This is a genomic window from Micrococcus cohnii (genome assembly GCF_014205175.1).
Taxonomy (GTDB): Bacteria; Actinomycetota; Actinomycetes; order Actinomycetales; family Micrococcaceae; genus Micrococcus; species Micrococcus cohnii.
Window position 1 is genome coordinate 124,892 of the sequence record NZ_JACHNA010000001.1, and the last position, 15,123, is coordinate 140,014.

Consider the following 15,123-nt stretch of genomic DNA (forward strand, 5'->3'; position numbering starts at 1 on the left):
CCCGAGCCACATCCCGGACCTTTCGCTTTCAAAGGAGACTGCACATGGCCCTGATCGATGCCATCCACGCCCGCGAGATCCTCGACTCGCGCGGCAACCCCACCGTCGAGGTGGAGGTGCTGCTCTCGGACGGCTCCGTCGGCCGCGCCGCAGTGCCCTCGGGGGCCTCGACGGGCGAGTTCGAGGCCGTGGAGCGTCGGGACGGCGACGCGAAGCGCTACCTGGGCAAGGGCGTCCAGGACGCCGTCGCCGCCGTGGACGAGCTCGCCGACGAACTCGAGGACGAGTACGCGATCGACCAGCGTGCCGTGGACGCCCTGATGCTCGCCGTGGACGGCACCGCGAACAAGGGAGCGATCGGCGCCAACGCCATCCTCGGCGTCTCCATGGCCGTGGCCGCCGCGGCCGCCGAGTCCTCCGAGCTGCCGCTGTTCAAGTACCTGGGCGGACCGAACGCCCACGTGTTGCCGGTGCCGATGATGAACATCCTCAACGGCGGCGCGCACGCCGACTCGAACGTGGACATCCAGGAGTTCATGATCGCCCCGATCGGCGCGCCCTCCTTCCGGGAGGCCCTGCGGTGGGGTGCCGAGGTGTACCACAGCCTCAAGAAGGTGCTGCAGGAGAAGCAGCTGAGCACCGGGCTCGGCGACGAAGGCGGCTTCGCCCCCTCCCTGGAGTCGAACCGCGCGGCACTCGACCTGATCGCCGAGGCCGTGACGAAGGCCGGATACACCCTCGGCGAGGACATTGCCCTGGCTCTTGATGTGGCCTCCTCCGAGTTCTGCGAGAACGGCTCGTACACCTTCGAGGGCGAGACGCGCACGGCGGAGCAGATGGCGGCCTACTACACGGAGCTCGTCGACGCCTACCCGATCGTCTCGATCGAAGACCCGCTCGATGAGAACGACTGGCAGGGCTGGCAGCACCTGACCGAGCAGATCGGCGACCGGGTCCAGCTCGTCGGCGACGACCTGTTCGTCACCAACGTCGAGCGCCTGCAGCGCGGCATCGACGAGAAGGCCGGCAACGCCCTGCTCGTCAAGGTGAACCAGATCGGCTCGCTCACCGAGACCTTCGACGCGATCTCGCTGGCCCAGCGCCACATGTTCCACTGCATGATCTCGCACCGCTCCGGCGAGACCGAGGACACCTTCATCGCGGATCTGGCGGTGGCGACCAACGCCGGCCAGATCAAGACCGGTGCCCCGGCCCGCTCGGATCGCGTGGCGAAGTACAACCAGTTGCTGCGCATCGAGGAGGAGCTGGGCGAGGCCGCCGTGTACGCCGGCCGCTCGGCGTTCCCGCGCTACCAGCGCTGAGTCGGCGCCCACCGGCGCTCGCCCCGGGTCAGACTCGCCGCCGTGTCCGGTCCGTCTCAGCGACGGTCGGAGCGGCGGCGGGTCCGCCGTCTGTCCGAACCCCGGACCACTAGTCTGGAGGCCCGCGCCGCCCCGGTCCGCACACGCCTCGCACGGAAAGGAGTCAGGAGCCATGTCCCGACGCCCTCGCGTGCCTCGCGTGACGCCCGCATCGGGCACCGCACCGTCCTCGGGTCGCACGCCGGAGCCAGGGGACTCGGCGCCTGTCGGGGGCACTGCCCCGACGCCGGGGCCGGCGCCTGAGCCGAGCCCGACCGTCCAGGCGCCTGCGGGCCCGGAGCAGGACGGACCGCCCGAGGAGCCGACCGGGGCGGGCCAGGACGACCCGGCGGCCCGGCGGCGTGCTCGCGCGGCCTCGATCGCCCGCGAACCCGGCGCCACCGTACTGCGGCTGCCCAACCGGCGAGAGATGCAGCGCCGTGGCGCCTCCGAAACGCAGGCCGAGGCGAATGAACCCACCACAGCCGCCGATCCCGCGCCCGGCCCCGCTCGGCGTCGGCGGCCTCGCAGGAGGTCGGGGCAGGGACGTTTCTCCCGCTGGCCGGAGGGTGCGGCCGCCCGGCGGCGCCAGGCCGCGCGGAGCGTCGAGACCCGACGCCAGGCCCCGCCGGCCCCCGTGCCGGCCCGCGCCCTGACCGGTCGTTCACTGCTCGTCATCGCCGTCGTGCTGCTGGCCGCGGTGCTGGTTGCCCCGACGCTGCGGGTGTTCCTCAATCAGGAGCTGGAGATGAACGCTGTCCGAGCGGACATCGCCGAGCAGGAACGCCAGCGCGACGAGCGTGAGGAGCGCATCCGCCGCTGGGACGACCCCGAGTACGTGAAGCAGCAGGCGCGCGAGCGGCTCGAACTCGTGCGGCCGGGGGAGACCCTCTACACCGTCACCGGCGTCGACGAGCTGCCGGAACAGGATCCTGAGACCTCCTCCGTGGACGAGAATCCCGTCAATGAGCGGCTGCCGTGGGCGGAGGGCCTGTGGGACTCCGTCGTCCGCGCCGGCACCGAATGATCCCGTGCCCGTGGGCACCCTGAAGGAAGAGAGCGCCATGGCGTCTGCCGAGCCCGACCTTGACCGCACCGTCTCCGCCGAGGACCTCGACACCCTCTCATTGCAGCTGGGCCGCCCCGTGCGCGACGTCGTGGAGATCGACGCGCGCTGCGTGTGCGGCAACCCGCTCGTCGCGACGACGGCCCCGCGCCTGTCCACCGGAATCCCCTTCCCCACGACGTTCTACCTGACGCACCCCGCCCTCACCGCGGCCGTCTCGCGTCTGGAAGCCGACGGCGAGATGGCACGTATGAACGAGCGGCTGGGCCAGGACGACCAGCTCGCTCAGGCCCATCGTCGAGCCCATGAGGCCTACATCGCCGAGCGTGATCGCGTCGGCCGCGAGGCCGGTGTGGCCGAGGTCCCCGAGATCGATCACGTCTCCGCCGGCGGCATGCCCGAGCGGGTGAAGTGCCTGCACGCGCTGGTCGGCCACGCGCTGGCGGCCGGGCCGGGCGTCAACCCGCTCGGTGACGAGGCGCTCGAGGCGGTGCGCCCCTGGTGGTCCCCGGAGACGTGCGCGTGCGCCGGGGCCTGGGACGCCGAGGCCGCGGTGCCGACGAAGGACCTCTCGCGGCACGTGAAGCACCTGAAGAAGGTCGCCGCGCTGCAGCGGGTGACGGTCGCCGGTGTGGACTGCGGCACAAACTCCATCCGACTGCTCATCGCGCGGCCGGAGGGCACCGAACAGGCGGCGGCCCGCGCCGCTGCGGATCCGGACACCCCGCTGCCCGGCGAGGGTGACATCGCGCTGGACACCACGGGTGCGCCCGTCGACGTGGTGCGTCAGATGCGGGTGGTGCGTCTGGGCCAGGGTGTCGACGCGACCGGTGCGTTCGCCGGCGAGGCCCTCGAGCGCACGTTCGGCGCGGTCGAGGAGTATGCCCGCCTGATCCAGCGCCACCACGCCGGGCGGGTCCGCTTCGTCGCGACCTCGGCCAGCCGGGACGTGTCCAATCGGGATGAGTTCCTCGACGGGGTCGAGGCCCGTCTCGGAGTGCGTCCCGAGATCATCTCCGGCGGTGAGGAGGCTCGGCTGTCCTTCTCCGGGGCCGTCTCCGTCCTGGACGCGCTCGACGAGGGCGCCGGACCGGCGCCGGCTGCTGAGGACCGGGTGCTCGTCGTCGACCTCGGTGGCGGCTCCACCGAGTTCGTGCTGGGCACCGCCGCGGGGCAGGTGATCGACGCGGTGAGCATGGACATGGGATGCGTGCGCTTCACCGAGCGGTTCCTGCGCACCGATCCGCCGACCGCGCAGGAACGTGACCAGGCCGCCGCCGCCGTGGACGCGGTGCTCGACGAGGTGGCCGAGCGGCTCGACCTCGGCTCGGTGCGTGCGCTGATCGGCGTCGCCGGGACCGTCACGACCGTCACCGCGGCCGCGCTCGGGCTCGAGGAGTATGACTCGGAGAAGATCCATGCGGCGGTGCTGCCGTCCCAGACCGTCCACGCCACCGCGCAGCGGCTCGTCTCGGCCACGCGCGAGGACCGTGCCGCGCTCGGGTACATGCACCCTGGGCGCGTCGATGTGATCGGGGCGGGATCGCTCATCTGGTCGCGCATCGTCGACCGGCTCGAGCGCACCGCCGGCCTCACCCACACGATCACGAGCGAGCGGGACATCCTTGACGGAATCGTGCGGTCCGTCGCCTAAGATCATGGACATGGCTATCACCCCTGATCTGTCCCCGAAGCCCCGCCTGCTCGTCGTCGGCGGCGGTTATGCCGGGTTCCACATCGCGAACGACCTGCAGAAGACCGTGAAGGAGCGCGGGGGTGTGGTCACCCTCGTGGACCCGCTGCCGTACATGACGTACCAGCCGTTCCTGCCGGAGGTCGTCGGCGGCCACATCGACGGCCGGCACATCGTTGTGGACCACCACACGCACCTGAAGCACACCGAAGTCGTCCGCGGCTCGGTCGTGAAGGTCGAGCACGCCCGCAACACCGCCGTGGTGCGTGGCCACGACGGCGGCGAGTTCGAGGTGCCCTACCAGGACATCGTGATGACCGCGGGCGCCACGACCCGCACCTTCCCGATTCCGGGCCTGGCGGAGCAGGGCATCGGTCTGAAAACCGTCGAGGAGGCCGTCGCACTGCGCAACCAGATCCTGGAGCGCCTCGACGCCGCCTCCCTGATGACCGACGGGGATGAGCGCCGGCGCGCCTTGACCTTCGTCGTCGTCGGCGGCGGCTTCGCCGGCGTCGAGGCCATCGCCGAGATGGAGGGCCTCATTCGCGATGCCGTCGAGCGCGACCCGCGCATCTCGCAGACCGAGGTCCGCATCGTCATGGTCGAGGCCATGGGCAGGATCATGCCCGAGGTCTCCGAGGACCAGGCCGAGAAGGTCGTCGAGCACCTGCGCGGCCGCGGCATCGAGGTGCTGCTGAACACCTCGCTGGGCAGCGCCGAGGACGGCCAGATGCAGCTGATCAACATGGCGGACAAGTCCGAGGCCGAGCGTTTCGGCGCGGACACCCTCGTGTGGACCGCCGGCGTCGCCGCCAATGCGGTCGCGAAGTCCACTGACTTCCCGGTCGAGGAGCGCGGCCGCATCGAGGTCACCCCGACCCTGCAGATCAAGGACGGCCAGGACGGCGTCCTGGAGGGTGCGTGGGGCTGCGGCGACGTGTGCGCCGTGCCGGACCTGACCGGGGCCGGACCCGGCGGCATGTGCGTGCCGAACGCGCAGCACGCGATCCGTCAGGCCAAGCGCCTCGTCGCGAACTACCTCGCCGTGCGCCACGGGGAGGGCGAGGTCGAGGAGTACCGCCATGAGTCCCTCGGCGCGGTCGCCGGACTCGGCTTCGGCAAGGGCGTCGGCAACCCCAAGGGCGTCAAGCTGTTCGGGCCTCTCGCCTGGCTGGCCCACCGCGGATACCACGGCTACGCGATGCCCACTCTCGAGCGCAAGGCGCGCGTCATCGGTGGCTGGATTGCCGAGACCGTGTTCGGCCGGGACACCACGTCGGTGGAGAACCAGGAGACTCCGCGCAATGCGTTCCTGGCGGCCGCCGGCGGCACCCCCGAGCCGCGCCGCTTCGAGCGCCGCGACGAGAAGCAGCTTTCGGCCTGACCGGCCGAGCGCGCGGTCGAACCGTTCGACCGTGCCTCGATCCTGACGGCGACCGCGCGCCCCGCCGTGCGCGCGGTCGCCGTCGCGGTCTGCGGCGGATTTTCCCAGCGGGGACGCCGCCGTGCGACGGTCGGCCGTGCTGGCCGTCCCCGCCCCCGTGGCCCAATCGGCAGAGGCAGGCGACTTAAAATCGTCATCGGTGTGGGTTCGAGTCCCACCGGGGGCACCGTGCCGTCGCCGATGGCACCAGCATGGTCCCGTCGGACGTCCGCTACGCCCAGCGTGAAAGCGGGGTCGTCCGCCCTGCTGAACCCGGTATTCGGCTGTCAGCAGCGGCGCATCCGCACTAGACTGAGCCAAGACACTCTGTCGCCCCGCCCGTCGCGGACTCGACCGTTCGGCCAACACCGCACGGTGGACCGAGGCGCGGGCCTTTCCCACCGAAGGAGACCGCCGTGGCCAATCCGGTGATGAACAGCAAGAACTTCCAACAGCAGATGCACTCCGGCCAGTCGCAGCCCTCGTGGTATGCCGGTGCCCCGCAGGGGGCCGCGCAGACCCCCTACGGCCAGACCCCCTACGGCCAGGCGCCCCAGGGCCAGCGGCCGTACGGCCAGGCCCCCTACGGGCAGCAGGCCGGAGCCCCGGACCTCGAGCAGATGTACGCGGCCCCCGCGGCCGGCCCGGCCGACACCGGACGGATGACGTACAACGACATCGTGGGCAAGACCGCGTTCTGCCTCGTGCTGGTCGTCGTGGGCGGTGCCGTGGGGTGGATGTTCCCCGGCATCGGCATCGTCGGCGCGATCATCGGCTTCGTCCTCGGCCTGGTCAACGCGTTCAAGAAGAACCCCTCGCCGGCGCTGATCCTCGCTTACTCGGCCGCGCAGGGCCTCTTCCTTGGCGCATTCTCCTCGATCATGGAGGGCACGTACCCGGGCATCGTGGTGCAGGCCGTGCTGGGCACTCTGTCCGTGTTCGCCGTGACCCTGGCGCTGTTCTCCTCGGGTAAGTTCCGCCCGACCCCGAAGATGACCAAGATCTTCATGATCGCCATGCTCGGTTACCTCGTCTTCTCCCTCGTCAACGTCGGCATGATGCTCTTCGGCGTCACCGACTCCATGTTCGGCATGCGTTCGGGCATGATCGGCGTCGTGATCGGCCTGCTGGCCGTCCTGCTCGCCTCCTACTCGTTGGTGATGGACTTCCAGATGGCCGAGGACGGCGTGCGCAACGGCGTCCCGGAGAAGTTTTCCTGGACCGTGGCCTTCGGCCTGACCGTCACGTTGATCTGGCTGTACGTCGAGATCCTGCGCATCCTCGCGATCCTGCGCGGCGACGACTGACCGTCAGCACGACCGTCTCGACGGGACCGCCCGTCACGAACGCCCCGGCCGCCCAGATGCCGGGGCGTTCGTCCGTGCCGGGGGCGCGCCCCCATTCGCCGCAGCCCTGACGACGCCTGCATTGGCGTTCTGAAAGGAGACACATGACCGCCCAGCACGCCGTGTCTGGAGACGACTCCGCGGCCACAGGAGCCCAGTACCGTTTGCGTTCTGGCACGGCCGAGGCCACGGTCGTCGGACTCGCCGGGGCGCTGCGCGAGTACCGCGTCGACGGGATCGACTACGTCGAGCCGTATCCAGCCCAGAGCATTCCGCCGGCGGGCAATGGCATCCAGATGTCCCCGTGGCCCAACCGCGTCGCCGGCGCTCGCTGGAGCCTCCACGAAGCGCAGCAGCAGCTGGACGTCACGGAGCCGACCCGCGGGCACGCCAGCCACGGGCTGCTGCGCAACACCCAGTTCATTCCGGAGGCCGTGACCGCGGACCGCGTCGTGCTGCGCGGAGAGATCCACCCGCAGCACGGTTGGCCCTTCCGCATGACGCACCGGGTCGAGTACGCCCTCGCCGAGAACGGGGATCTCACCGTGTGCCAGCGGCTGCTCAACCGCACCGACGTCGCGGCCCCCGCAGGCTTCGGCGCCCACCCGTTCCTGAGGATCGGCGAGGTACCCAGTCGGCTGCTGCGTCTGACCGTCGAGGCCGATACGTGGATCGACACCGACGAAAGCCTGATACCCATCGCCGACCATCCGGTGCAGGGCAGCCGGCACGATTACCGCGACGGACAGAGCGTGGGCGCAGAGCCGGTCGACGTGTGTCTGACCGATCTGGCGGCGCACGACGGTCGGCACGAGGCGCGTCTGGAGGCACCGGACGGCAGCGAGCTGACCCTGTGGTCCGACGAAGTCTTCGCGTACACGCACGTGTTCGTCACGGACCGGCTTCCCGGCCGCGAGCACGCCGTCGCGGTGGAACCGCTCACGATGCCGGCCAACGCCCTGAACACCGGACGCTCCCTCCGCTGGTTGGAGGCGGGGGAGAGCCTGCTGGGGCGCTGGGGCCTGCGGCCTAGAGGATGAAGACCGCCGCGGACGCGCGGTAGGCTCAGGCGACCCGCCGTGGGCCGCACCGGCCCCGCCTGATGCCGAGGAGAAGCACATGACGTTGGCCTCACCCACCGAACGCAAGATCGATCGGGACGTCCCCTACGGGCTGTCGGTCGCGGCGGCCTGGGCCTGGCGGGTGATCGCCGTCGTCCTGATGGTCGGCGTCGTGCTCTGGCTGCTCGGCCACGTCACGCTGATCCTCATCCCGGTCATCGTGGCGGCCCTGCTCGCCTCTCTGCTGGAGCCGCTGCACCGACGCCTGCACATCACCCTGCCGGCCATCGCCGCGTCCCTGCTGAGCGTGCTGGCGCTGATTCTCGGGGTGGCCGGTCTGCTCGCCCTCTCCGGCCAGCAGCTCGTCACCGGCTTCGCGGACATGAGCGAGCAGATCAGCAAGGGTGTGAAGTCGGCCATGGCCTGGGCTGAAGGCATGGGTCTGCCGATCGGCGGCTCCGGCGGCGGGCTCGAGAGCATGATGTCGACGCTCAAGGAGAACTCCGGGGCCATCATGTCCGGGGCGATGAGCTTCAGCTCCACGGCGACGAACATCCTGGCGGGGATCGTCATCGCTCTGTTCACGCTCATCTTCTTCCTCTATGACGGCGACCGGATCTGGGCGTTCTGCCTGCGCTTCGTGCCGCGTGCCCACCGCCGCGCCATCGACCACGCTGGGCGCTCCGGCTGGCACGCCGTCGGCTCCTATGTGCGCGTGCAGATCGTAGTCGCGGCCATCGACGCGCTCGGCATCGGCCTGGGCGCGTGGCTGCTCGGCGTGCCCCTGGCGTTCCCGCTGGCCGTGCTCGTCTTCCTCGCCTCGTTCGTCCCCATGGTCGGCGCCGTCGCGACGGGCGCCCTGGCGATCCTGCTGGCGCTCATGGCCAACGGGCCGATCAATGCGCTCCTGATGCTCGGCGTCGTGATCCTGGTGCAGCAGCTGGAGTCGAACGTCCTGCAGCCGCTCATCATGGGCAAGGCGGTCGCACTGCACCCGCTTGCCGTCTTCTTGGCGGTGGCCGGCGGCTCCGCGGTGGCCGGCCTGGCCGGCGCGGTCTTCTCCGTGCCGATGCTCGCGTTCCTCAACGCCTTCGTGCGTGGTCTGCGCAAGGAGCAGCACGAGAACGAGGAAGCCGACGGCGACTCCGAGGCCGGCGACGCGGACCGGACGCCGTCGGACGGTGCCGACGCGGGGGTGTCCGACGGGGCCGTCCCGGCGCACGAGCCCTCCGCCGCACGGGTTTCCGGCACCGGCTCCTCGGCGCACGAGGGCTGATGCCGGACGCCGCGCAGGATCCCGGCGAGCAGAGCGGGATCGCCACAGCCGACTCTGCTCCTGAGAGCTCCGGCCTGGACCTGACGCCCGGCTGGGTGCGGCCCGAGCGGAACGGACCCACGGACGGGCAGGTCGCCGGCACCGATCTGGCGGTGGGGCTGGAACAGATCGAGCGGGCGCGCTCGCGCATCGAGGACGTCGCGGTGACCACCCCCATGCTGGCGGCACGAGAGCTGTCCGCGCAGACCGGCCTGACGGTGCAGTACAAATGCGAGAACCTGCAGCGCTCCGGCTCTTTCAAGGTCCGCGGTGCCTCCGCCCGCATCGCGGCGCTCACGGAGGCCGAGCGCGACCGCGGGGTGGTCGCGGCCTCGGCGGGCAACCATGCCCAGGGGGTCGCCCTGGCGGCGGCCCGCCGTGGCATCCGCGCGCGCATCGTCATGCCGCGCGGCGTGGCCCTGCCGAAGCTCCAGGCCACGCGCTCCTACGGCGCCGAGGTGGTGCTGCACGGCGCGAGCGTTGACGAGGCCCTGGCCGAGGCGGAACGTCACGCGCAGCACAGCGGCGCCGTGCTCCTCCATCCCTTCGACCATCCGGAGATCGTCGCGGGTCAGGGGACGGTCGGTCTGGAGATCCTCGAGCAGATGCCCGAGGTCGAGACGGTCGTCGTCGGCATGGGCGGGGGAGGGCTCATCGCCGGGGTCGCGCTGGCGGTGAAACAGCGAGCCGCGCAGCTCGGGCGTCGGGTGCGCGTCGTCGGCGTGCAGGCGGCCGAGGCCGCGGCCTACGTCGGTTCGCTCGAGGCGGGGCAGGTCACCGCGCTGAAGAGCGTGTCGACGATCGCCGACGGCATTGCCGTCGCTCGTCCCGGGCAGGTGCCCTTCGAGATCATCCGCGACACGGTCGACGCCGTCGTCACGGTCAGCGAGGACGAGATCGCGGGGGCGATCGTCCATCTCATGGAACGGGCGAAGCTCGTGGTGGAACCCGCCGGAGCAGTCGGGGCGGCCGCACTGCTCTCGGGCCGGATCCAGGCGCTCGGCCTCGACCCGGGGCCGACGGCGGTGGTTCTCTCGGGCGGCAACATCGACCCAATGCTCATGCTCAAGTCCATTCAGTCGGGCCTGGCGGTGAGCGGACGATACCTGGGGGTGCGGATCGCGCTGCGCGACCGGCCCGGCGAACTCGCGACTATCTCCCGGATCATCGCGGAGGCCGAGGCAAACGTGGTGCGGGTGGACCACACCCGTGCCGGGCCCGAACCGGCCGTCTCAGGGGTCTACATCGTGATCGACATGGAGACCCGCGGCCATGAGCACTCCGCCCGCGTGCTCGCCGCGCTGCGCGCGCACGACTATCGGTGCGACCGGCTCTACTGAGCTGAACCCGGGCGGAGCCCCGAGGGGAGCACGCCGGGCGCGGCTCCCCTCGTCCGGCTCAGGCGGTGCGCGGGCTGGAGCCGTGCGGATCCTGCGTGGAAGCGCGATGCTCCGGCACCTCGGCCTCGGCGGCCCGCTCGTGCTCCTCGCGTGCGGCGTCCTCGGCGGAGGGCAGGGCCGCGGCGCTGAGCGCTCCGGACAGGGACCGCACCGATGCCCCCAGGGCCACGGCATAGGGGTTCGACTGGGTCTTGGCGGCGATGCCTCGCACCAGCTCGCGTCGTCCCTGCTCGCGGCCGGCGCCGGCCAACAGCGTGGGAGCCAGGTTCAGTTCGCCGAGCGCCGCCAGCAGCAGTTCATCGGCTTCGGTGGCCTCCGCGCCGCCGGTGAGCACGGCGGCCAGGCGTTCCCGGATCTCGTGGCGGGCCGTCGTGGAGGCGGGCAGATGGGTCGTGCTCAGCAGCGACTTCTCCCGTCTCAGCAGCCCCTGCTCGGTCAGGTGCGCTTCGACGGCCTTGCGGGCCTTCGGGGTTCCCGCCGCGACGAGCTTGTGCAGCGGCGTGTTCGCGGCCTTGTCGACGGCGGGCAGCAGGGCGTCAAGGACGGGATGCCCGGCGGTTCCGCCGGCGACGACGATGACGCGCGCCTGCGCGGGGTCGCGGGACTCCTCGAGCCGCACCACCCCCGCTTCGGCGAGGTCCTGCAGGGCCGCCGCCGCAAGGGCCGGGCCGTGCGCGGACGGTGACTCGCTCGACCCGTCCGCGCGGGTGAGCAGCAGGTGCATCTTCTCCATGGTGAGCATGGTGCAAACCTAGCAGCGGCGGTCCGTGGCGACGACGGCCCGAGCGCGGCGCACGGTGGCCAGCATGGGCGGGCGCACAAGGCCCGAGACGACCCGGGGGGACGGCCCGCCGTGCGTGGCGGACCGTCCCTCCGGGAACTCACGCGGTCGGGCACAGCCCGAACGCCGCTGTCGATGTCGTCTCTGACTCAGGCGCCGTAGCCCTTGACCTCGAGGATCTCGACCTTGATCTCCTTGCCGTTCGGCGCGGTGTAGGAGACCTTCTGCCCGACCTTCGCGCCGGAGATGGCCTCGCCGAGCGGAGAGCGCTCCGAGTAGACCTCGAGGTCCTCGCCGTCGGCGGCGATCTCGCGGTTCCCGAACAGGAACGTCATCTCGTCGCCGGCGACGGTGGCGGTGACGACGGTGCCGGGGTGCACGAGGCCGTCGTCCTCGGCTGCCTCGCCCACCCGGGCGGTCTCGAGCAGCTGCGTGAGCTCGGCGATGCGGCCCTCGTTCTTGGACTGCTCCTCGCGCGCAGCGTGGTAACCGCCGTTCTCCTTCAGGTCGCCCTCGTCACGGGCCGCCTCGATGCGGTCGATGATCTCCTGGCGGTACGGGCCGGAGATGTGCTCGAGTTCCTTGGAGAGACGGTCGTACGCCTCCTGGGTGAGCCACGGGGCGTCAGCCGAGTTCGTCGACATGGTGGACTCCTTCGTTTGCCGTGTGCCGCGCCCGGGGCGGGAGCGGCGTGGAAGAGGACTGCGCATGACGGCGTCGCGCCGTATGACAGAGCCCCGCCGGGACCAGCGAGCGTCGTCACCTGGTCGGCGGGGCCGTGCATGCTGAGGGTCAGTCTAGCCGGTGGCGTGGGCCACGGTCGACGCGGGCCGGCGTCTCACCGCTCGCGGCACGTGTCGACGACCCCGGTGACCCCGCGACCGACCGTGCGCACGTCGACGGTGTAGTAATGGGTGTCGTCGCCGGGCGTCGAGCGGTCCTCAGGGTTCAGGCCGTCGAGGCGGACGGTGCGGAAGCCGACGGGGCCGGCCTGTTCGTCCAGCACCGTCACGTCGCACTCGACGGCGACGCCGGCCGGGGCGCCCACCTGGAAGGTCACTCGAGTCAGCGAGGAGTCGACGACTTCGTAGCCGACGTCCTTGAACGAGATGCCCGTCGAGGACTGCGTGAACGCCAGCCACGCTGCGACCAGCACGGCGGCGACGAGTGCCATGATCGCCCACATCCGGCGCAGTCGCCCCTGTGACGGGCGCCGTTGAGGGCGTCCGTAACGGTTGGCTAGGGTGGACGACTGCGCGTCTGCGCCGCTGTCCACGGCGGCGGGAACGGTGGGTTTCATTGCCCGCCAGCCTACCGGGCGCACCCGATCCCTCCGCGAAGGAAGAATGAGGTATCCCGTGAGCGCAGAGCATCCCGCCGGCGGTGTCCCGGTCGGACACAGCGGCCGCGTGAATGCCGCTGAGCCGCTCGAGCCGAATCCCGCCACCGGCGTGCCCTCGTCCGCGGGTCTGCGTCTGATGGCCGTGCACGCCCACCCTGATGACGAGTCCTCGAAGGGCGCCGCGATGATGGCCGCGTACGAGGACGCGGGGGCGGAGGTTTACGTGGTCACCTGCACCGGCGGCGAGGCCGGTGATCTGCTCAACGAGAACTATGAGGATCCGATCGCGTGTGAGCGTGACATCGCCGCCGTGCGCCGCGCCGAAATGGCCGAGGCGCAGGCCGCTCTGGGCGTCGATCACGAGTGGCTCGGTTTCCTTGACTCCGGCCTGCCCGAGGGAGACCCGCTGCCGGATCTGCCGCCGAACAGTTTCGCGACCCTGGACCTGCGCACGGCGGCCCTGCCCCTGGTCTCCTTGATCCGACGGATCCGCCCCCACGTGCTCATCAGCTACGACGAGGTCGGCGGCTATCCGCATCCCGACCATGTGCAGGCGCATAAGGTGACCGTCGAGGCATACCGTGCCGCCGGGATCGCCGAGGAGTATCCCGAGGCCGGTGCTCCGTGGGAGGTCTTGAAGCTGTACTACGACCGCGCCTTCAACCCGGACAAGTACCGCACCCTGCATCAGGCCTACCTGGACAGCGGGCTCCCGTCGCCCCTCGAGAAACGGATCGTCATGTACGACGCCATGGAGCGGCTGCGCGAGGCGCGCGAGCGGCAGGCCGCGGGCGAGGACGTCCCGGACCCGGAGGACGCCCCCGGGTGGTTCATCCCCGCGCACGAGGTGACGACTCAGGTTCCCGTTGGCTCCCACCTCGAGCGGCGGGATGCTGCACTGCGGGCGCATCGGACGCAGGTGGACCCCGAGGGATTCTTCTTCGACACCCCGAACGACATGATCCGCGAGAGCTGGCCCTGGGAGGATTACGTGCTGGTGGACTCCCGCGTGCCGGTGACCCTGCCTGAGGACGACCTCTTCCACGGCCTGCGCGAGGGGTCGGGCCGGGTCGGCTCGCCCGAGGATCTCCGACCGCGCGAGTAGACTGGACCGCTGTGAACACCTGGACCGACCTGCCCCTGGCCCTCACGGCCCCGCTGACGCGGATCGTGCTCGGCGCCGATGCGCAGAACGAGGCACCCGCGCCCGCCGTGCCGGAGCCGACTCTGCGCCCCGGGCTGGACAAGACGGACATCACTCCCGGCATCGAAGGGTTCCTGTTCACCGCCCTGATGGTGGCCATGGCGGTGATCGTGCTGCGCCTGATGGTCCGTTCCGTGCGGCGTGTGCAGCAGCGTTCGCCGGACGCGGAGGCCATGCTGGTGGAGCGGCACCAGGGTCATCTCACGCCCGAGCAGCGGGCGGCCGGAGAGCAGCTCGACGCGGACGCCGGGGACCGTCTGGCCCGGCTGCAGGCCAAGTACCCCGGATATCTCGCCGAACCGACACCGGAACCACGGGAGCCCGACACCGGCCGGTGACCTCGTCTGGGCGCGGCGTCGTCGGCGTCGTCGGGATCAGGCTCCCGCCCTCGCGGGCTGCCGCTCAGCGCGCAGCCAGAACGCCGAGCAGGATCGCGACGTAGTGGCAGGAGAATCCGGCCACCGTGAACGCGTGGAACAGTTCGTGGAAGCCGAACCACTCGCGGTGCAGCGTCGGCGCCTTCAGCGCATAGCACACGGCCCCGACGATGTAGGCGGCGCCGCCCACGCAGATCAGCACCGCGGCGGGCGCGGACGCGTCGAAGAACTCGCCGATGTACAACAGCGCCGCCAACCCCAGCACCACGTACACGGGGGTGTAGAGCCACCTCGGCGCGTCGGTCCACAGCAGCCGGAAGGCGACGCCCGCGGCGGCACCGACCCAGATCAGCCACAGCAGCAGAGTCGCGCTGGACCGTGAGAGCAGGCATGCGGCCAGCGGGGTGTAGGTGCCGGCGATCACCAGCATGATGTTCGTGTGGTCCAGTCGTTTGAGCACGCGGGACACCGTCGGGTTCCACTGCGCGAGGTGGTAGGTCGCCGAGACGCTGAACAGCGCCAGTCCGGTGACGGCGTACACTCCGCAGGCCCAGCGCAGCGTCGCGGTCGGGGCGAGCACGAGCAGCACGACGCTGGCCACGAGCACCACCGGGATCATCGCGGCGTGGCTCCAGCCGCGCAGACGCGGCTTGAACAGAGGGTCGTCCGGGTCGGTGACCCGCGGAATGCGCAGGCGGGCAGAGGTCATGTCCTTCATCCTGTCACCGACGCGGGATCCGAGCGTCGGGGTGGA

General features: G+C 71.0%; 14 protein-coding genes and 1 tRNA gene. 11 read left to right on the top strand and 4 right to left on the bottom strand.

The features are described from left to right. Positions 1-44: 44 nt before the first annotated feature. The 9 genes from eno (at position 45) to ilvA (ending at position 10,605) form a co-directional block, all read left to right on the top strand. Positions 45-1,322, top strand: coding sequence for a phosphopyruvate hydratase (gene eno, locus HDA30_RS00525; protein ID WP_158495446.1), 1,278 nt, complete (start codon positions 45-47; stop codon positions 1,320-1,322). Positions 1,323-1,494: 172 nt separating this feature from the next. Then, positions 1,495-2,388 (top strand): septum formation initiator family protein, encoded by an 894-nt coding sequence (locus HDA30_RS00530; protein WP_184240775.1) that lies wholly within the window; start codon positions 1,495-1,497, stop codon positions 2,386-2,388. Between the two features lie 10 nt (positions 2,389-2,398). After that, positions 2,399-4,081, top strand: coding sequence for a DUF501 domain-containing protein (locus tag HDA30_RS10610; RefSeq protein ID WP_343059244.1), 1,683 nt, complete (start codon positions 2,399-2,401; stop codon positions 4,079-4,081). A gap of 10 nt (positions 4,082-4,091) precedes the next feature. After that, complete coding sequence (locus HDA30_RS00540; RefSeq protein WP_158495448.1) at positions 4,092-5,504, top strand: NAD(P)/FAD-dependent oxidoreductase; 1,413 nt, start codon at positions 4,092-4,094, stop codon at positions 5,502-5,504. Between the two features lie 151 nt (positions 5,505-5,655). After that, a tRNA-Leu gene (locus HDA30_RS00545) sits at positions 5,656-5,730 on the top strand. 244 nt (positions 5,731-5,974) lie between these two features. Further along, a complete protein-coding gene (locus HDA30_RS00550; protein WP_184242217.1) occupies positions 5,975-6,850 on the top strand; it encodes a Bax inhibitor-1/YccA family protein in 876 nt (291 codons plus the stop codon). A gap of 143 nt (positions 6,851-6,993) precedes the next feature. After that, positions 6,994-7,929, top strand: coding sequence for an aldose epimerase family protein (locus HDA30_RS00555; RefSeq protein WP_184240776.1), 936 nt, complete (start codon positions 6,994-6,996; stop codon positions 7,927-7,929). A gap of 79 nt (positions 7,930-8,008) precedes the next feature. Then, on the top strand, positions 8,009-9,226 hold the full coding sequence (locus HDA30_RS00560) for an AI-2E family transporter (RefSeq protein WP_184240777.1): 1,218 nt from the start codon (positions 8,009-8,011) through the stop codon (positions 9,224-9,226). Continuing rightward, the gene (gene ilvA, locus HDA30_RS00565) at positions 9,226-10,605 is read left to right on the top strand and encodes a threonine ammonia-lyase (RefSeq protein WP_184240778.1); all 1,380 of its coding nucleotides are present in this window, start codon (positions 9,226-9,228) and stop codon (positions 10,603-10,605) included. The genes HDA30_RS00560 and ilvA overlap by 1 nt, the downstream gene beginning before the upstream one ends. Before the next feature lie 58 nt (positions 10,606-10,663). On the opposite strand, the gene HDA30_RS00570 is transcribed toward ilvA, so the two are convergent. The 3 genes from HDA30_RS00570 to HDA30_RS00580 all read right to left on the bottom strand — a co-directional run bounded on the left by HDA30_RS00570 (position 10,664) and on the right by HDA30_RS00580 (position 12,746). Then, positions 10,664-11,398, bottom strand: a complete 735-nt coding sequence (locus HDA30_RS00570) for a GPP34 family phosphoprotein (RefSeq protein WP_184240779.1) — start codon at positions 11,396-11,398, stop codon at positions 10,664-10,666. Positions 11,399-11,595: 197 nt separating this feature from the next. After that, positions 11,596-12,090, bottom strand: coding sequence for a transcription elongation factor GreA (greA, locus tag HDA30_RS00575; protein WP_158495453.1), 495 nt, complete (start codon positions 12,088-12,090; stop codon positions 11,596-11,598). Positions 12,091-12,284: 194 nt separating this feature from the next. Further along, the gene (locus HDA30_RS00580; protein WP_184240780.1) at positions 12,285-12,746 is read right to left on the bottom strand and encodes a DUF4307 domain-containing protein; all 462 of its coding nucleotides are present in this window, start codon (positions 12,744-12,746) and stop codon (positions 12,285-12,287) included. 178 nt (positions 12,747-12,924) lie between these two features. Here HDA30_RS00580 and mca point away from each other — a divergent pair, with 178 nt between their 5' ends. Beyond that, complete coding sequence (gene mca, locus HDA30_RS00585) at positions 12,925-13,893, top strand: mycothiol conjugate amidase Mca (RefSeq protein WP_246418753.1); 969 nt, start codon at positions 12,925-12,927, stop codon at positions 13,891-13,893. Between the two features lie 11 nt (positions 13,894-13,904). Further along, on the top strand, positions 13,905-14,330 hold the full coding sequence (locus HDA30_RS00590; RefSeq protein WP_343059246.1) for a hypothetical protein: 426 nt from the start codon (positions 13,905-13,907) through the stop codon (positions 14,328-14,330). A 64-nt stretch (positions 14,331-14,394) separates the two neighbouring features. Here HDA30_RS00590 and trhA read toward each other — a convergent pair whose 3' ends face one another. Then, on the bottom strand, positions 14,395-15,078 hold the full coding sequence (gene trhA / locus HDA30_RS00595; protein ID WP_246418667.1) for a PAQR family membrane homeostasis protein TrhA: 684 nt from the start codon (positions 15,076-15,078) through the stop codon (positions 14,395-14,397). Positions 15,079-15,123 lie beyond the last annotated feature (45 nt).